This is a genomic window from Streptomyces rectiverticillatus, from assembly GCF_013394065.1.
In the GTDB taxonomy this organism is placed as follows: domain Bacteria; phylum Actinomycetota; class Actinomycetes; order Streptomycetales; family Streptomycetaceae; genus Streptomyces; species Streptomyces rectiverticillatus.
In genome coordinates this window covers 1,943,447-1,960,999 of the sequence record NZ_CP040752.1, presented here as the reverse complement: position 1 = coordinate 1,960,999, position 17,553 = coordinate 1,943,447, and the positions used below count along the sequence as shown (strand labels likewise).

General features: G+C 73.1%; 13 protein-coding genes. 10 read left to right on the top strand and 3 right to left on the bottom strand.

What is annotated here, in order from left to right:
• Nucleotides 1-116: 116 nt before the first annotated feature.
• The 4 genes from FGW37_RS08310 (at nt 117) to FGW37_RS08295 (ending at nt 3,651) form a co-directional block, all read left to right on the top strand.
• Nucleotides 117-839: a hypothetical protein gene (locus FGW37_RS08310; protein WP_179080480.1), complete on the top strand. Its 723-nt coding sequence runs from the start codon at nt 117-119 to the stop codon at nt 837-839.
• A 120-nt stretch (nt 840-959) separates the two neighbouring features.
• A complete protein-coding gene (locus tag FGW37_RS08305; protein WP_179080479.1) occupies nt 960-1,637 on the top strand; it encodes a response regulator in 678 nt (225 codons plus the stop codon).
• The gene (locus FGW37_RS08300; protein WP_179080478.1) at nt 1,634-2,785 is read left to right on the top strand and encodes a sensor histidine kinase; all 1,152 of its coding nucleotides are present in this window, start codon (nt 1,634-1,636) and stop codon (nt 2,783-2,785) included. The genes FGW37_RS08305 and FGW37_RS08300 overlap by 4 nt, the downstream gene beginning before the upstream one ends.
• Nucleotides 2,786-2,919: 134 nt before the next feature.
• Nucleotides 2,920-3,651 carry an MBL fold metallo-hydrolase gene (locus tag FGW37_RS08295; RefSeq protein WP_246430310.1) on the top strand — a complete coding sequence of 244 codons (732 nt, stop codon included), beginning with the start codon at nt 2,920-2,922 and terminating at the stop codon, nt 3,649-3,651.
• Between the two features lie 39 nt (nt 3,652-3,690).
• Here the strand turns inward: FGW37_RS08295 and FGW37_RS08290 are convergent, their stop codons facing one another.
• Nucleotides 3,691-4,071, bottom strand: coding sequence for a VOC family protein (locus FGW37_RS08290; protein ID WP_179080477.1), 381 nt, complete (start codon nt 4,069-4,071; stop codon nt 3,691-3,693).
• Nucleotides 4,072-4,260: 189 nt separating this feature from the next.
• Between FGW37_RS08290 and FGW37_RS08285 the strand changes: the two genes are divergently transcribed.
• The 4 genes from FGW37_RS08285 to pepN all read left to right on the top strand — a co-directional run bounded on the left by FGW37_RS08285 (nt 4,261) and on the right by pepN (nt 11,716).
• Nucleotides 4,261-7,437 carry an endo-alpha-N-acetylgalactosaminidase family protein gene (locus tag FGW37_RS08285; protein WP_425506640.1) on the top strand — a complete coding sequence of 1,059 codons (3,177 nt, stop codon included), beginning with the start codon at nt 4,261-4,263 and terminating at the stop codon, nt 7,435-7,437.
• Between the two features lie 61 nt (nt 7,438-7,498).
• On the top strand, nt 7,499-8,389 hold the full coding sequence (locus FGW37_RS08280) for a helix-turn-helix domain-containing protein (protein WP_179080476.1): 891 nt from the start codon (nt 7,499-7,501) through the stop codon (nt 8,387-8,389).
• A gap of 11 nt (nt 8,390-8,400) precedes the next feature.
• Nucleotides 8,401-8,706 carry a chorismate mutase gene (locus FGW37_RS08275; protein ID WP_058044886.1) on the top strand — a complete coding sequence of 102 codons (306 nt, stop codon included), beginning with the start codon at nt 8,401-8,403 and terminating at the stop codon, nt 8,704-8,706.
• A gap of 475 nt (nt 8,707-9,181) precedes the next feature.
• Entirely contained in the window at nt 9,182-11,716 is a 2,535-nt protein-coding gene (pepN, locus tag FGW37_RS08270) for an aminopeptidase N (protein ID WP_179080475.1), read from the top strand.
• Between the two features lie 125 nt (nt 11,717-11,841).
• Here the strand turns inward: pepN and atpF are convergent, their stop codons facing one another.
• A complete protein-coding gene (gene atpF / locus FGW37_RS08265) occupies nt 11,842-12,396 on the bottom strand; it encodes a F0F1 ATP synthase subunit B (RefSeq protein ID WP_179080474.1) in 555 nt (184 codons plus the stop codon).
• Nucleotides 12,397-12,617: 221 nt separating this feature from the next.
• Between atpF and FGW37_RS08260 the strand changes: the two genes are divergently transcribed.
• Together FGW37_RS08260 and FGW37_RS08255 are read left to right on the top strand one after the other, a co-directional pair.
• Entirely contained in the window at nt 12,618-14,195 is a 1,578-nt protein-coding gene (locus FGW37_RS08260; RefSeq protein ID WP_179080473.1) for a pyridoxal phosphate-dependent decarboxylase family protein, read from the top strand.
• Entirely contained in the window at nt 14,192-15,706 is a 1,515-nt protein-coding gene (locus tag FGW37_RS08255; RefSeq protein WP_179080472.1) for a lysine N(6)-hydroxylase/L-ornithine N(5)-oxygenase family protein, read from the top strand. The genes FGW37_RS08260 and FGW37_RS08255 overlap by 4 nt, the downstream gene beginning before the upstream one ends.
• Here the strand turns inward: FGW37_RS08255 and FGW37_RS08250 are convergent.
• A complete protein-coding gene (locus tag FGW37_RS08250; protein WP_179080471.1) occupies nt 15,662-17,476 on the bottom strand; it encodes a bifunctional metallophosphatase/5'-nucleotidase in 1,815 nt (604 codons plus the stop codon). The two genes, FGW37_RS08255 and FGW37_RS08250, sit on opposite strands and share 45 nt — an antisense overlap.
• Nucleotides 17,477-17,553: the final 77 nt, after the last annotated feature.

The following is a 17,553-nucleotide window of genomic DNA, read 5'->3' as shown; positions in this document are numbered from 1 at the left end:
CGATAAAGGCCCGTAACGTGAGGACCGTGGCCCGCCGGCCCCGGAGGACGACACGAATCCGGGGCACCCGCGGCGGCCGCAGACCGAGCCGTCCGTTACGGAAAGGGACCACCCCCGTGTCCGCCAAGACCCGCATCGCCGCCGCCACCGTCCTCGCCGCAGCCGTCGGCGCGGTGGCCTGGCCCACGGCGAGCGCGTTCGCCGCGGACCTGCGCACCACCGGCGACACGGACGGCGGCAGCGGCCGCCCCGGCCGCCCGGTCATCGTTCAGCAGGTCCAGCTGCCCGACGGCAGCCGGGCCCGGCTGACCTCCGGCGAGCGCGGCACGACCGTCACCGTGACCAAGCACGGCAAACTGCGCCACACCTTCGACGCCGCCCGCCCCACGGCCCATCTCGACCGGCTCCACCTGCGCATCCTCGGCGGCGACACGCAAAAGCCCACCCTGCGCGCCTCCCTCGACGGCACCGGGCTGACCAACTACTACGACTTCGCCTCCGGCACGCTGCGGCACACCCCCGACGGGGCCGAGAGCACCACGGTCACCAGCAGCGGCGCCGGCCACGACAAGGGCGCCAAGCACGCCCGCGGCGTGGTCACCGTCCGCAACGGCTCCGCGGAGGGCCACGAGCAGCAGGCCACGCCCCCCGCGCGCACCCTCCACGCGGCCTCCAGCAACCCCGTCAAGCGTGTCGTCGAGGCCGGCGAGGTCATCAAGGTCCGCCACGACATCGGCACCCCCGCCCTCGCGGGCGGCGCCGGGCTCCTCGCCCTCGGCGGCGGGGCCTACGGCATGCGCCGGCTCGCCGCCCGCCGCGCCGCGCGCACCCGGGCCTGACCCGCGGTTGCGGTGGCCCCGCGGCCCCGCTGACATGGAGGGGCGGGCGGAGGCGGCACCGCGGCCCGTCAACCCGCACACACCAGGCCCCGCACGGCCGGCACAGCGCAAGGAACGAGTATGGCGATCACCGTGGTCATCGCGGACGACCAGGAGATGGTCCGCACCGGCTTCCGCATGATCCTGGAGAGCCAGCCCGACATCGAGGTCGTCGCCGACGTCGTGGACGGCGAGGCCGCCCTCACCGCCGTCGAGCAGTACGAGCCCGACGTGCTCCTCCTCGACATCCGCATGCCCAAGCTCGACGGCCTGGAGGTCACCCGCCGCCTCTCCGAGCGGGCCGCCGCCCGCCCCGGGACCGGCCGGCGCCCCCGCATCGTCATCGTCACCACCTTCGACCTCGACGAGTACGTGCACACCGCGCTCCGCAACGGCGCCTCCGGCTTCCTGCTCAAGGACGCGAGCCCCGCCATGCTCGTCGAGGCCGTGCACGCCGCCGCCGTCGGCGACTCCCTCATCTCGCCCGCCATCACCGTCCGCCTCCTGCGCGACATGGCCCCCGCCCACCCGGCGGGCCCCGTCAGGGCCCCCTCCGAGCCGCTCACCGACCGCGAGGCCGACGTGGTGCGCTGCCTGGCCCGCGGCGCCACCAACGCCGAGATCGCCGCCGAGCTCTTCGTCTCGCTGTCCACGGTCAAGACCCACCTGGCCAACGTGCAGCTGAAGCTCGACGCCCGTAACCGCGTCGAGATCGCGGCGTGGGCCTGGGAGAGCGGACTGGCCGCGGGCAGCGCATGAACAGAGTGGCCGGGTGGGCCGCCCGGCACCCCCGGCGCGCCGCCGCCGCCAAGGCGGCCCTCGCGGTCGCCCTGCTCTGCCTGGTCGTCTCCGAGAGCGTCGTCCTCGCCCGCCAGCCGAGCCGCCCCCACGCCACGGTGCTGGCCTCGGGCATCGCCGTCTGCCTGTGCGCCGTCCCCTACAAGTGGATCCCCCTCACCGTCCGGGCCTCCGTCGCCGTCGCCGTCTCCTGGACGACCAGCCTCGTCCTGATGACCGGGCAGCACCCCGAGACCGTGTGGGGCATGGGCGAGGCCATCGCCCTGCTCGCCCTCCTCACCTCCGTCCTCCAGCGCGCCTCCACGCGCGCCGCCGCGATCCTCGGCCCCATGCTCGCCCTCGCCTGCCTCGCCGCACCCATGCGCGACCTCGACCCCGGGCCGTTCACCGCCGTCTTCTGCGCGCTCACGGTCGTCGTCACCGCGTACTCGGTGCTGCTGCGCAACCAGTCCGGGCAGCGCGTCCGCGACCTCGCGGCCGTCCGCACCGCCGAGCGCCTCGAACTCGCCCGCGAGCTCCACGACCTCATCGCCCACCACGTCACCGGCATCGTCGTCCAGGCCCAGGCCGCCCGCTTCACCGCCCTCGACGGGCCCGCCGCGGCGGCCGCCTTCGAACGCATCGAGCTCTCGGCCGGCGAATCCCTGAGCTCCATGCGGCGCCTGGTGGGCATCCTGCGCGAGGGCGACGCCGAGACCGAGCCGGTGGCGGGCCTGCCGGAGGTGCGCGCCCTCACCGAGGCCTTCGCCCGCACCGGGCCGCCCGTCACCCTCTACATCGAAAAGGGGATGGAGAACTGGATCCCCGCCGAGGTCGCCGCCGGCGTCCACCGCGTCGTCCGCGAGGCCCTCACCAACATCCGCAAGCACGCCGCCGACGCCACGGCCGTACGGATCGGGATCCGCGGCGTCCCCGCCGGCGTCGAGCTGCGCATCGCCGACGACGGCAAGCACGCGGCCGTCCTCTCCGACAAGGCCCGCGGCGGCGGCTTCGGGCTCGTCGGCCTCAGCGAGCGCGCCAAGGCCATGGGCGGCATCCTGCGCGCGGGCCCCGCGCCGGAGGGCGGCTGGGAGGTCACGGCCCTCTTCCCGGCCGACCGCAGGAGGTAGGCGAACGGGACCGCAGGCCGTACCGCCTGCGGCAGGCCCGCGCCGCCGCGCGCGGCGGCCCGTTCGCCCCGCGCTCAATCCGCCACGAGCGCAAAGGCCCGGGGCGCGCCCTCCGCGTGCCTACGGTGGGCGTCATGAAGATCAGCAAGGAAGCCGCCATGGAGACCTCCCAAGTCACCGACCGCATATGGATGTTCCGCTTCCCCGTCGGGCAGGCCTACGCCGTCCGCCTGCCCGACGACAGCTGGGCCCTCGTCGACACGGGCCTGCCCGGGTACGCGCAGCAGATCCTCACCGCCTTGCGCGGTCTCGGCGCCGCTCCCGGAGACCTCCGCGAGATCGTCCTCACCCACTCCCACGGCGACCACACCGGCTCCGCCGCCGCCCTCGCGGCGGCCACCGGCGCGCGCGTCCTGGCGGGTGCCGACGACGCCCCGGTGATCCGCGGCGACGTCCCCGAGCCGCCGCCCGCCTTCCTCGACTGGGAGGTGCCGCTCTTCGAGTCCGTGCACGAGCTCGTCCCGGAGCTCGCGCACACGACGGTCACCTGCCCCGTCGACGGTGAACTCGCCGACGGCGACACCCTCGACTGGGGCGAGGCGGCCACGGTCGTCCACGTGCCCGGGCACACCGCCGGCGGGATCGCGCTCCACCTGCCCGCATCCGGCGTGCTGTTCACGGGCGACACGATCGCCAACGTGCAGCAGCTGATGCCGGGCGTCTTCAACACCGACCGGCCGCAGCTGTTCGACTCCTTCCGCCGCCAGGCCGCCCTCGACGTCGAAACGGCGTGCTTCGGCCACGGCGACCCCCTGGTCGGGGGAGCGGGGAAGGCGTTGCGCGCGGTGGCGGCGGCTCTGGACTGACGGGACAGGTTCCGGAACAGGACGGGTTCCGGAGCAGTTCTAGAGCGACTGCCCGTAGCAGAGGCAGAAGGGGTGCCCCGCAGGGTCGTTGAACACCCGGAACCCCTTCCGCTCGCCGCCGCTGTCGTGGAGGAACGTAGCCCCCAGCGCGAGCACCTCGCGCTGGGCCCGCTCCACGTCCTCGACCGTGTCGACCTCGAAGTCCAGGTGGAACTGCTGCGGGAACTCCGGGTCCGGCCAGCGCGGCGGGCGGTGGTCCTTCGCCTCCTGGAAGGCGATCTGCTGCCCCGTGGGGGACGTCAGCCACACCCACGACGGGTCGGAGGCGTCCACCTCCCAGTCCAGGATCCGGGCGTAGAAACCGGCCAGGGCGGCCGGGTCCGGGCAGTCGACGACGGGATACATCAGTTTCGCGATCATGAAACGATCCTGCCCTCTCACGGACAGGAGTCCAAGAGCCGCCGCACTTTTGTCCATGGGCGTCGCGCCCCGCGCCCTCCACTGTGAGCCGTGACCACAGGTACGGAGGAGGAGCACGGCGTGGACGTCGACCCAGGGACGCGGCAGCAGCCCCCGCACGGCGGCAGCGGAGCACCCACCCGGCGCGCCGTGGTCACCGCCGGCGCCCTCGCGGGAATCACACGCATCACAGGCATCGCGGGAATCGCGGGCATCGCCGGAGCAGCCGGCGTCACCGGGCTCGCCGGGACGGCCGCGGCCGCCACCCCCACCCCGCCCGCCACCGAAGCCGTCCTGCACTCCGCCGACCTCGACGTCCGCATCGACACCGCCTTCCCCCGCATCATCGCCTACACCCACCGCCCCACCGGAGACGTCGTCCACGCCCAGGAGGACCCCGTCACCTCCCTGCTCGTGGACGAGAAGGAACACACCCCCCACGTCACCGCCACCGTCCGCGGCGACCGCGCCGCGTACGTCCTCACCCTCGGCGGCGGCACCCGCATCGACGCCGAGATCCGCGTCGACGGCCTGCTCGTCCACTGGCGGATCACCCGCATCGCCGACACCCCGGCCCTGCGCGTCGGCACCCTGCGCATCCCCGGCCTGGCCCTGCTCAGCGTCCGCAGCAGCCAGCCCGGTGCCGCGCTCCTCGCCGCCCGCATCCAGCTCGACAAGGCCAAGAGCGGCGACACCCTCGTCCGCCCCGGCCCGGACACCCCCGCCGACGAGGCGCCCACCGGCTGCGCCTACGCCGTCGTCAGCACCGGCCGGCTCGCCGCCGCAGCCGACACCAACACCGTCCAGGACCGGCCGGACGCCGCCACGGCCTGGGAGAACGGCCGCTTCCGCCGCCAGACCCTCACCCGCACCGGCTACACCAAGACCCAGCTCACCTGCGGCCAGTGGACCCACCGGGCCGCGGGAGCCGCCCTCACCGACACCGAACCCCTGCCCCGCGCCACCGTCATCCTCACCCGCGACCGCAACGGCGACGGCGACGCCGACTGGCAGGACGCGGCCATCGCCCTGCGGGACATCACCGCCGAGCCCCTCGGGGCCGCCGAACAGCACCTGCGCGTCGTCCCCCACATAGCGTTCAACTTCGCAAGCCAGGCCACGAACCCGTTCCTCGCCACCCTCGACGACGTCAAGCGCATCGCCCTCGCCACGGACGGCCTGCGGCAGTTCACCCTCCTCAAGGGCTACCAGTCCGAAGGCCACGACTCGGCCCACCCCGACTACGGCGGCAACTACAACACCCGCGCCGGCGGCCTCACCGACCTCAACACCCTGCTGCGCGCCGGAAAGCGCTGGAACAGCGACTTCGCCGTGCACGTCAACACCACCGAGTCCTACCCGGTGGCCCACGCCTTCTCCGAGACCCTCGTCGACAAGAACGACAGACAGTGGGACTGGCTCGACCAGTCCTATCGCATCGACCCCCGCCGCGACCTCCTCTCCGGCGACGTCGTCCGCCGCTTCCGGCAGCTGCGCGACGAGACCGACCCCGCCCTGACCACCCTCTACATCGACGTCTTCCGCGAGTCCGGCTGGAACTCCGACCGGCTCCAGCGCGCCCTGCGCGAGCAGGGCTGGCAGATCACCACCGAATGGGGCCACGGCCTGGAGCGCTCCAGCCTCTGGTCGCACTGGGCGAGCGAGACCGACTACGGGCCCGACACCTCGCGCGGCATCAACTCCCGGCTCATCCGCTTCGTCCACCACCACCGCAAGGACGTCTTCGCCGACAAGTGGCCGCTCCTCGGCACCGCGAAGCTCGGCACGTTCTCGGGGTGGCAGGGAAAGACCGGCTGGGAGCCCTTCCAGCGCCTGCTGTGGACCGAGAACCTCCCGGCCAAATACCTCCAGGCGTACCCCGTCCGTACCTGGGGCGAGCACGAGATCACCTTCGAGGGGCCGACGCGCACCGCCGTCGGCGACGCCGACGGCACGCGGACCATCACCACGGACGGGCGCGTGGTCTACCGCGGCGGCACGTACCTCCTGCCCTGGGAGCCGCGCGAGGCCGGCGACCCCGCCAAGCTCTACCACTACAACCCGCAGGGCGGCGCCACCCGCTGGCGCCTGCCGCGCGGCTGGGCGGGGCGGCGCACGGTCGTCCTCCACCGGCTCACCGACCAGGGCCGCGCCGACGCCCTCGAACTGCCCGTCCGCGGCGGCGAGGTCACCATCGAGGCCACGGCCGGGCAGCCGTACGTGCTCACCCGCGGCCACGGCCGCTCGCCGGACCCCGCCTGGGGCGAGGGCACGCCCCTGTACGACCCCGGCTTCCACGCCGGCGGCCTCGGTGGCCTTGGCGGCCTCTGCGGGTGGCGGGTCACCGGGCCTGCAGCCGTCGAACGCAGCCCCCTGGGCGACTGGGAACTCGTCGTCCGCGCCGGGGGAGCGGCCACGGCCGGCCAGCGGCTCGCCCGCCTCAAGCCCGGCACCTACGCGGCGTCCGTGCAGGTCGAAGTCGGCGACACCGCGGGGGAGCGGCGCCGGGCCGGCCTGGAGGTCCGCACCGCCGACGGCGTCACCGCCGCCAACTGGACGGACACCTCGACCGCCGTCAACCACGTGGGCGCCGACCGCAAGCACGGCACCCGCTTCCAGCGGATGTTCACCCGCTTCACCGTGCCACCGGGCGGCGGCCCCGTCACCTTGACGCTGACCGTCGCCGAGGGCGGCGCGCGCGTCCGCTTCGACGCGCTGCGGGTCGTCGCCGCGGGAGCGCCGGCCGCTGCCGCGGGCGCGCTCGTCTTCGAGGACTTCGAGCACGTCCCCCAGGGGTGGGGCCCCTTCGTCAAGGGCGACGCGGGCGGCGCGACCGACCCCCGCACCCACATCGCCCAGCGGCACGCGCCCTTCACCCAGCGCGGCTGGAACGGCAAGGCCGTCGACGACGTCATCGACGGCACCCAGTCCCTGAAGTCACGCGGCGAGAACACCGGCGTCGTCTACCGCACCGTGCCGCACACCGTCCGCTTCCGGCCCGGGCACCGCTACCGCGTCTCCTTCCGCTACGAGAACGAGGCCGCCGGGCAGTACGCCTGGATCACCGCCGTGGACACGCCGGAGACCCGCGAGCTGCACCGCACCCCGCTGCCCGCCGCCCACGAGCCGGCCGCGCACACGTACGAGTTCACCGCTCCGGAGGCGGGGGAGGCGTGGGTGGGGCTGCGCAAGACGGGCGACAGCGACACGGCGGAATTCGTCCTCGACGGCTTTACGGTGCACGAGGCGGACGGGGCGCACGAGACGGACGGGACTGTGGAGGGGACCGCGGAGAGGACCGTGGAGGGGGCCGCCGCCCCCTGGTGAAAGCGCGCCGCCATGCGCGAAGATCGGCACACGGGGCCGACACCGCGGGAGGCCGGGACCCATGTACCAGACATGGATGCGCTATTTCACCCCCGGCCCCGTCCACCACCGCCTCGGCCTCGTCTGCCTCGGCGTCGGCCTGCAGCACGGGGCGCTCCCCGCGGTCGGCCCCCGCACCCTCGACCACCACGTCGCCGTCGTCGTCCACGCCGGCAGCGGCTGGCTGCGCACGCCCGACGGGCGCACCCGCGCCGTCACCGGGCCCGCGCTCCTGTGGCTCGTCCCCGGGGTCCCCCACCACTACGGCGCCGCGGGCGGGACCGGCTGGGACGAGAGCTTCGTCGACTTCACCGGCCCGGCCGTCGCCGCCTATACGGAACTGGACTGCATAGAGCCCCACCGGCCCCTCGTGCCCCTCACGGACACCACCGCCGTCCGCGCCGTCGTCCACCGCATCGCCCGCGCCGCCCGCCGCGCCAACCCGCTCCTGGAGGTCGAGACCTCCGCGGCCGTACACGAACTCCTGGTCGCCCTGCGCCGCGCCCGCGCCGACACGGCCCCCGACGGCGAACCCGTCCTCCAGTCCCTCGCCCGGGACGCCTTCCTGCCCCTGTCCGTCGCCCAGCACGCCGCCCGGCACGGCATGACCACCGCCGAACTGCGCGCCGCCGTGCGCCGCGGGGCCGGCTGCAGCCCCAAGGACTACCTGCTGAACATCCGCCTCGGCCGCGCCAAGGAACTCCTCGCCGCCACGGAACTGCCCGTCGCCGCCGTCGCCCGCCGCGTCGGGTACGCCGACCCCGCCTACTTCAGCCGCCTCTTCACCCGCCGCGTCGGCACCGCGCCCGTCCGCTTCCGCGCCCGCCAAGGGCGTGCCGTGCCCGGCGGCTGGAGCGCGCGCATCCCCGACCCGGACCACCCACCGGTGATCGCACCCCGCCCGTCCGCATAGGCTCGGTGACCATGAGCAACAGTTCCATGGACGAATCCGTACGGGCCGAGCTGGGCCGGCTGCGCGACAGCATCGACAACATCGACGCAGCGGTGATCCACATGCTCGCCGAGCGCTTCAAGGCCACCCAGCAGGTCGGCCACCTCAAGGCGGCCCACAAACTGCCCCCGGCCGACCCGGCCCGCGAGGCCCGCCAGATCGCCCGCCTCCGCGAACTGGCCGAGAACGCCAAACTCGACCCCGCGTTCGCGGAGAAGTTCCTGAACTTCATCGTGGCCGAGGTCATCCGCCACCACGAAACCATCGCCCGCGCCTAGCCCTCCCACCGCGCACGGCACGACGACGATAGCGCGGCCCGGCGGTGCCGGTACGTAAGCCGCGTGTCTTCTCCCGCCGCAGCGGCGCTCAGCCGCGATGGCGCGGTCCGGCGGTGCCGTGCTCACCTGTCGGCCGGCTCGGCACCGCCGTTCTCCGCCGTGGGGGTTGTCCGCCGTGGCGGCGGAAGCAATGTGCGTGGCACGACTTCGGATGGGAGCAGGGCCCTGGCCGGGCGGGGCAGCCCGCTGACCTCTCCCGCCGCAGCGGCGCTCAGCCGAGATGCCGCGGTCCGGCGGTGCCGTGCTCACCTGCCGACCGGCTCGGCACGTGGGAGTAGTCCGCCGCGGCGGCGGAGGCATGGGTGCGTGGCACGGGTTCGGAGCGCAGCCCCGGCCGGGCGCACCCGCCCCGCACCACGTGCGCACCCCCAATTCCTGCCTCGGCACAGCGCCGGCGATACGGCAGCATGGCCCCATGCCCGTACTCACACGCGATGAAGCCCAGGCCCGAGCCCGTCTCCTCGACGTTCACCGGTACGCCGTCGACCTCGATCTCACCCGTGGCGACGAGCTCTTCGGATCCACGACCCGCATCCGCTTCACCGCGCGCCACGCGGGCGACACCTTCGTCGAGCTCCGCCCGGCCGCCCTGCACCGCGCCGTCCTCGACGGCCGGCCCCTCGATCCGGCCGCGCTCGACGACAACCGGCTCGCTCTCGCGCTGACCCCGGGCGAGCACGAGCTGCTGATAGAGGCCGACATGTGCTACTCCCGTACGGGCGAGGGCATGCACCGTTTCACCGATCCCGCCGACGGCGAGACCTACCTCTACACCCAGACCTTCATCGACGATGTCCAGCGCGTCTTCGCCGCGTTCGACCAGCCCGACCTCAAGGCGGTCTTCGACGCGACGGTGACCGCGCCGCCCCACTGGACCGTCCTCGGCAACGCCGTGGCCACCCGCACCGGCGACCCGGCCCAGGGCCGCTGGGAGCTGGCCACCACCCAGCCCCTGAGCACGTACTTCGTCGCCTTCGCCGCCGGCCCCTGGCACTCCGTCCGCACCGAGCACGCCGGCCTGCCCTTCGCCCTGCACTGCCGCCGTTCCCTCGCCCCCCACCTGGACGCCGACGCCGAGGAGCTCTTCGGCATCACGCGCCGCTGCTTCGACCGCTTCCACGAGATCTTCGACGAGCCCTACCCCTTCGACTCCTACGACCAGGCGTTCGTCCCCGAGTTCAACGCCGGCGCGATGGAGAACCCAGGGCTGGTCACCTTCCGCGACGAGTACATCTTCCGTTCGGCGGTCACCGACACCGAGCGCCAGAGCCGCGGCGTGACGGTCGCCCACGAGATGGCCCACATGTGGTTCGGCGACCTCGTCACCCTCCGCTGGTGGGACGACATCTGGCTCAACGAGTCGTTCGCGGAGTACATGGGCTACCAGATCCTCGCCGAGGCCACCCGCTTCGACGGCGCCTGGACCGACTTCGCCTGCACCCGCAAGGGCTGGGGCTACGACGCCGACCAGCGCCCCTCGACCCACCCCGTCGCCCCCGACGCACAGGCCGTCCGGGACACCGCCTCCGCGCTGCTGAACTTCGACGGCATCTCCTACGCGAAGGGCGCCTCCGCCCTGCGCCAGCTCGTGGCCTGGCTCGGCGAGAAAGACTTCCTCGCCGGCATCAACGACCACTTCGCCCGCCACCGCTTCGGCAACGCCACGCTCGCCGACTTCCTCGACTCCCTGGCCCGCAACACCGACCGCGACGTACACGCCTGGGCGGGGACCTGGCTGCGCACCAGCGGCGCCGACACCCTCACCCCCACGGTCGCCGACGACGGCCGCGGCGGCTGGCGCCTGGACGTCCGCCACGACGGCACCCGCCCGCACCACCTCGCCGTGGGCCTCTACGACCACGCCCCGGACGGCTCCGGCGCCCTCGTCGCCCGCGACCGCCTGACCGCCGACCTGCCCGCGGGCGGCGGCACCCGCACCGTCGAGGGCACCGGCCCCCGCCCGGCCCTCGTCCTGCTCAACGACGGCGACCTCACGTACGCCAAGGTCCGCCTGGACGCCGCGTCGTGGGAGACCGCCCTCGGCTCGCTGTCGGCGCTGCCCGGCCCCCTCACCCGGGCCGTCCTGTGGAACGCCGCCCGCGACATGGTCCGCGACGGCGAGCTCGCCCCCGCCGCATACCTGGACGCCGCCCGCGCCCACCTGCCCCACGAGACCGACGTGGCCGTCACCCGGGCCGTCCTCGCCTTCGCCCGGGGCCAGGTCGCCGACCGCTACGTGACCCCCGCCGACCGCCCCGCGGCCCTGGCGGGCCTCACCGCCCTCGCCCAGGACCTGCTGGACCGCACCCGGAGGCAGGGAGAGGACGGCACGGCCCAGGGCCTGCGCCTGACCGCCGTCCGCACCCTGATCGACAGCGCCACCACCCCGGACACGCTCCGCGCCTGGCTCCGGGACGGCACCGTCCCCGGCGGCCCGGCCCTCGACCCCGAACTGCGCTGGCGCGCCCTCGCCCGCCTCGCCGTCCTCGGCGCCACCACGGCCGCCGCCGTCGACGCCGAGCTCGCCCGCGACCCGAGCGCCACCGGCCAGGAGGGAGCCGCCCGCTGCCGGGCCGCCCTCCCGGACCCGGCGGCCAAGGAGGCCGCCTGGCGGGCCATGTACGACCCGGAGCACCGCCCGGAGCTCTCCAACTACCTGTTCACCGCCACCGCCGAGGGCTTCTGGCAGCACGAGCAGCTCGACCTCGTACGCCCCTACCTCGACCGCTACCACCCGGCCGCCGTCGCCCTCGCGGCCCGCCGCGGCCCCGCCCTGGCCACGGCCGCGGGCACCGCCGGCTTCCCCCGCCCCTTCGTCGAGCAGCACACCCTCGACCTCGGCGAGGAGTGCCTGCGCACGGCCGGCCCGACCCCCGCCCTGCGCCGCCGCCTCGACGACCAGCTCGACGACCTGCGCCGCTCCCTGCGCATCAGGCGACGCCAGGGGTAAGACGCCCAGGGGTAACCCGCCCCGGGAAGCCCCGGGAAGCCCCGGGAACGCCGAAGGCTCCGCACCCGGAAGGGGGTGCGGAGCCTTCGGCGTCCGAGATGTCTCGCAGCGGCGGCCTGCCGCTGTCAGCCGCGCGCCTCGCGGGCGGCGTCGGAGGCCTGCGCGGTGCGCAGCTCCTCCATGAAGCGGTCCACCGTGCCGTTCTCGCGGGCGGACTGGGCGACGTCCTCACCGACGATGCGGCCGGCCAGCTCCGTGGCCAGCACGCCGACCTGCTCGCGCAGCTCGGCCTCGGCGACCGCACGCTCGGCGTCGATCACGGCGTGGCCCGCGGAGATGATCTCCTCGCGCTGGCGCTGGCCCTCGGCACGCAGCTCGGCGATGATCGCCGTGCCCTGCTCGAGCGACTCCTGGCGCAGGCGCGCGGCCTCGTGCCGGGCCTCGGCCAGCAGCTCCTGGTACTCGGAGTGGACCCGGGCGGCCTCCGCGCGGATCTCCTCCGCCTCGTCGAAGCGGCCGTCGGTGGCCTTCTCGCGCTCGATGAGGACCTTGTTGATCCGGGGCAGCAGCACCTTCGCCATCACGGCGAAGACGATGAAGAACAGCACGGCGCCGAGCACGAGCGGCGCGGGCTCGGGCTTGAGCGGCCCTACGTCGAGAGCGAGAAAGTTCATGGCCATGGGGTGCAGATTAGTCGACGGAACGGGGTGCGTCCGCCCCGGACCCCATTAGCAGACACATCTCACCCCCATTGCACGGCCTTCCCCCCATCGAGCGAAACCCGCCACTACGCCGGTCACCGAACGTGCGCCGAACGTAACTTGTTGCAGTTGCCGCTCGTCACAGCCCGGACCGACCCCACAGCATGCGCTCGAAGTCAACCCAAAAGGGGCAAAGTCAAATGCCTGCGCCCGCCGGCCCCACCGTCGCCTCCCCCCACGACGCCGCAGACCGCACCCCCGCCCCCCTCGCCGGCGGCACCCGAGGCCCCCGGGCCCTGCGCCCCCTCCTCGGTACCGTGCTCGACGCACTCGACGAGGGCGCCGCCGCCCGCCGGGGCCCCCTCCCGGCCGGCGGCCCCGAGGCCGTCACCGCCCGCGTCCGGGCCCGGGCCCTCCCCGTCCTCCCCGAGACCGGCACCGGGGCCCACGAGGCGCTCCACACCCTCGTCGCCGCCCTGGCCGAGGGCGCCGCCGACCCGGCCCACCCCCACTGCGCCGCCCACCTGCACTGCCCGCCCCTCGCGCTGGCAGCCGCGGCGGACCTCGCGGCCGCCGCCCTCAACCCCTCCCTCGACTCCTGGGACCAGGCCCCGGCCGCGACCGCCCTCGAAGCCCTCACCACCCGGGCCCTGGCGTCCCTCGCCTATCCCCGCCACCCGGCCCCCGACGCCCTGGTCACCACCGGCGGCACCGAGTCCAACCAGCTGGCCCTCCTCCTGGCCAGGGAAGCGGCCAGAGACACGCCCGGCGAGACGGCCGGGGGGACGGCCTGGGCGGCGGCCCGGGCGGCAGCCGGGCAAGCGGCTCGAAGGCCGGCGAGGGAGCCCGCCCCCGGATCCGCCCTCGGATCCGCCCCCGAACCGACCGGGCGAACCACCCCGCCGCTCCGCATCGTCTGCGGAGCCAACGCCCACCACAGCATCCACCGCGCCGCCTGGCTCCTCGGACTGCCCACGCCCCTCACCCTCCCCACCCCCACCGGCATCCTCGACCCCGCCCTCGTACACACCGCCCTCACCGACCCCGGCGCCACCGGCACCCCCACCCTCGTCATCGCCACCGCCGGCACCACCGACACCGGCCGTATCGACCCCCTGCCCGCCCTCGCCGCCCTCTGCCACACCCACGGCGCCCGCCTCCACATCGACGCCTCCTACGGCGGCCCGCTCCTCTTCAGCGACGCCCTCCGCCCCGCCCTCGCCGGCCTCGACCGCGCCCACACCATCGCCGTCGACCTGCACAAACTCGGCTGGCAGCCCGTCGCCGCAGGCCTCCTCGCCGTCCCCGACAGCACCGCCCTGCACCCCCTGGCCCACCACACCGACTACCTCAACGCCCCCGACGACACCCGGGCCGGCCACCCCGACCTCCTCGGCCGCTCCCTGCGCACCACCCGCCGCCCCGACATCCTCAAGATCGCCGTCACCCTCCGCGCCCTGGGCCGCCGCGGCCTCGGCGATCTCGTCGAACGGGTCTGCGCCGCCGCCCGGCAGCTCGCCGACCTCATCGACGCCCACCCCGGCTTCGACCTCTACGCGCGCCCCACCCTCAGCACGGTCCTCTTCCGCCCCACCCCCACCGACGACCACACCACCGCCGCACTCCGGCGCACCCTCCTCCACCACGGCCACGCCGTCCTCGGCCGCACCACCACCCCCGAAGGCCTCTGGCTCAAGGCCACCCTCCTCAACCCGCACACGACACCCGACGACCTCCGCACACTCCTCACCCTCGTGGAAGGCCAGGTACGCCGATGAAGACCCCGCCACCCCCCAAGACCCCCCCGAACCCCCCGCAGAACACCCCCGACACCCCGCCGCCCCCCAAGCCCGAAGCAGCCCCCGAAACACCGGCGTCCCCCCAGACCACCCCCGACCAGCCGCTCGACATCGCCGGCATCGGCATCGGCCCGTTCAACCTCTCCCTCGCCGCCCTCGCCCACGGCATCCCCGGCCTCCGCACCGCCTGCTACGACCAGAACCACACCTTCCGCTGGCACGCAGGCCTGCTCATCGACGGCACCACCCTCCAAGTCCCCTTCCTCGCCGACCTCGTCACACTCGCCGACCCCACCAGCCCCTGGAGCTTCCTCAACTACCTCAAGTCACGCGAACGGCTCTACCCCTTCTACTTCGCCGAGCGCTTCCACATCCAGCGCGCCGAATACGACGCCTACTGCCGCTGGGTCAGCCAGTCACTCCCCGGCCTCCACTTCGGCCACCAGATCGACGCCATCCGCTGGAACCCCGAACGCAACCTCTTCGAAATCGACTTCACCCAGCTCGACACCGACGGCGAAGCCGAAGCCCTCGGCCGCACCTACACCCGCAACCTCGTCCTCGGCGTCGGCACCGCCCCCTACGTCCCCGACCCCCTGCGCCCCCTCGTCGACGCCCCCGCCGTCCCCGTCATCCACTCCGCCGACTACCTCGACCACCGCGAGCGCATCCTCGCCGCCGAACACATCACCGTCATCGGATCAGGCCAATCCGGCGCCGAAGTCTTCCTCGACCTCCTCCGCAACCGCCCCGCCGGCCGCGAAAAACTCCACTGGCTCGCCCGCACCCCGGCCTTCGCCCCCATGGAATACAGCAAACTCGGCCTCGAACAGTTCACCCCGGACTACACCCGCTACTTCCACGCACTCCCCGAAGCCGTCCGCAACCAACTACTGCCCCAGCAATGGCAGCTCCACAAGGGCATCGCCGCCGACACCCTCGCCGACATCCACGACGAGCTCTACCGCCGCAGCCTCCACGGCGGCTGGCCCGACACCGTCCTCACCCCCGGCGTCTTCGTCCGCACCGCCGGCCGCGTCGGCACCACCCGCGTCGAACTCCACCTCGAACACGCCCAGCAAGGCACCCGCTCCCGCGTCACCACCGACGCCGTCATCCTCGCCACCGGCTACCGCGAACGCCCCGTCGACACCCTCCTCGCCGCCCTCGACCCCTACATCCGCCGCGACCACAGCGAACGCCCCCGCATCGACGAGAACCACCGCCTCGTCCTCGACCCCCTCGTCCGCGGCGCCATCCACGTCCAGAACGCCGAACGCCACACCCACGGCGTAGGCACCCCCGACCTCGGCCTCGCCGCCTGGCGCAGCGCCACCATCCTCAACACCATCACGGAAAAGACGGTCTACCCCCTGCCGGAGCGGACCGCCTTCACCACCTTCGGCCTGGAGCCGCGGCCCCAGCCACGGCCCCGCGCCACCACGTCAGAAGACCGGCGCACCATCCCGCGTCAGCTTCCAGTCCACTGAAGCGAACTTCGCCACATCGATCGTCCCCTGAGCCTTCACCCAAGAAATGATCGAGTTACGGATCTCCTCCGAGTTCGCCCACACCTGCTTCGCCCCGGCCACATGCGGGAAATTCCCCCCACCACTGGCCCGGTAATTGTTCACCGCCAGAACGAACTGCGCCGCGTCATCCAGCGGCTTCCCGTCGAACATCAGCTTCGCGACCCGCGACCCCGGCGCCTTCGCGATGTCGATCTCGTACGAGAGGCCGCTGACCGCGTCATAGTTATAATCCGGAATGCTCTCCGCATTCGTCAGCTTCGCCGGATCCACCGGCGCACCCGCAGGCGTCCGCACGAAATACCGCGCCGAGAACTCCAGATACTCCCGCAGCTGCGCACCCGTCAGCACCCGCGCCTCCAGGGTGTTCTCAAACGGATACAGCCCCGCGACCTCGCGGATCGTCACCTTCCCCGCCGGCACCGCCGCCGTCCGCGAGAAGCACGACGCCTGCGACAGCACCGGCAGCGCCGCGTGGGCCGTCCCCGCCAGCGCCGCCTTCACCGTCTCCTTCTGCACATGATTGATGAAATCGATGATCGGAGTGTCCTTGTACGCCGCCTCCGCGGCGCTCATCGCCGCCGTCGACGTGCCGATCACCTGATTCACATACGCCACGACCTTCTCGTGCTCGTCACGCAGCAGCCGAGTGATCTTCCTGTCCTCGGGCACCGTGTTCGAGTTCAGCACCTTCGCCGAAACCGACTCCACCTGCCAGCGGCCCCGCTCCCACACCAGCCCGAAGTCGAACAGAGTCAGCCGCTGACCCCACTTCAGCGGCTCGGACAGCACGACCTGCTTACCCGACTCCTTGTTCGTCACCCGGTACTCCGGGATCTCCGTGTGCGCATGACCCACCAGGATCGCGTCGATCCCCGGCACCTGCTCCGCCACCAGAGCCGCCGCATTCTCGATGTGCGGCAGCTGATCACCGTACGAAGACGTTCCGCTCGAACCCGAGTGCGCCGAGACGATCACCACGTCCGCACCCATCGAACGCAACCGCGGCACCCACTTCGCCGCCTGCTCCTCCAGACCCGGGAACACCATCTTCCCCTGGACATTCGCCTTGTCCCAGATCGCGATCCCCGGATTCGTCAGCCCCAGGACCGCCACCTTCACATCACGCCCGAAAGGCGTGCACACCCGCTTCATCACATACGGCGCAAAAGCCGGCCGCAGCGACTTCGCATCGAGCGCATTCGCCCCCAGCAGCGGAAAATCACACTGCTCCTCGAACTTCCGCAGCACCGGGATACCATAATTGAACTCGTGATTCCCGAGCGCCGCGGCATCGTAACCAATGGCGTTCATCGCCTGAGCCATCGGATGCACCGGGCCGTGCGCCTTGGTGATCGGATCCACCTTGGCGTAGTAATACGACAACTGGGTGCCCTGAATCGTGTCACCCGCATCGATCAGCAGGGTGTTGCGGCGCCCCTTCTCCGCACGCACCTGGTTCACCAAAGTCGAAATCTTCGCCAGACCCACGTCATTGTGCGCCTTGTCATCGAACTCGGCATCCGTGAAATAGTCCCAGTTGAAGACGTTCCCATGCAGATCCGTCGTCCCCATGACGGTGAACGAGTACTTCCGCTTCCCCCGGCCACCCGTCAGACCCGCATCCACCTCCCGCGCCTCGGCCGACCCGGCACCCACCGCCCCCACGAGCGCAACCCCCGCACCCGTCGCGGCAGTACGCCCCAGAAAATTCCTCCGGTTCAGCGGCACTTCATCTCCCCACATCACAAAGCTGACAACGCGCGTAGATTCTGACCCGGCCCACCCCACCCGCAACACCCCCACCA

What these genes read in the sequence shown, in the direction of transcription:
- FGW37_RS08260 (WP_179080473.1), top strand. Translation starts at nt 12,618, where the DNA reads ATGCCTGCGCCCGCCGGCCCCACCGTCGCCTCCCCCCACGACGCCGCA.
- FGW37_RS08290 (WP_179080477.1), bottom strand. Translation starts at nt 4,071, where the DNA reads ATGATCGCGAAACTGATGTATCCCGTCGTCGACTGCCCGGACCCGGCC.
- FGW37_RS08295 (WP_246430310.1), top strand. Translation starts at nt 2,920, where the DNA reads ATGAAGATCAGCAAGGAAGCCGCCATGGAGACCTCCCAAGTCACCGAC.
- pepN (WP_179080475.1), top strand. Translation starts at nt 9,182, where the DNA reads ATGCCCGTACTCACACGCGATGAAGCCCAGGCCCGAGCCCGTCTCCTC.
- FGW37_RS08275 (WP_058044886.1), top strand. Translation starts at nt 8,401, where the DNA reads ATGAGCAACAGTTCCATGGACGAATCCGTACGGGCCGAGCTGGGCCGG.
- FGW37_RS08305 (WP_179080479.1), top strand. Translation starts at nt 960, where the DNA reads ATGGCGATCACCGTGGTCATCGCGGACGACCAGGAGATGGTCCGCACC.
- FGW37_RS08280 (WP_179080476.1), top strand. Translation starts at nt 7,499, where the DNA reads ATGTACCAGACATGGATGCGCTATTTCACCCCCGGCCCCGTCCACCAC.
- FGW37_RS08300 (WP_179080478.1), top strand. Translation starts at nt 1,634, where the DNA reads ATGAACAGAGTGGCCGGGTGGGCCGCCCGGCACCCCCGGCGCGCCGCC.
- atpF (WP_179080474.1), bottom strand. Translation starts at nt 12,396, where the DNA reads ATGGCCATGAACTTTCTCGCTCTCGACGTAGGGCCGCTCAAGCCCGAG.
- FGW37_RS08255 (WP_179080472.1), top strand. Translation starts at nt 14,192, where the DNA reads ATGAAGACCCCGCCACCCCCCAAGACCCCCCCGAACCCCCCGCAGAAC.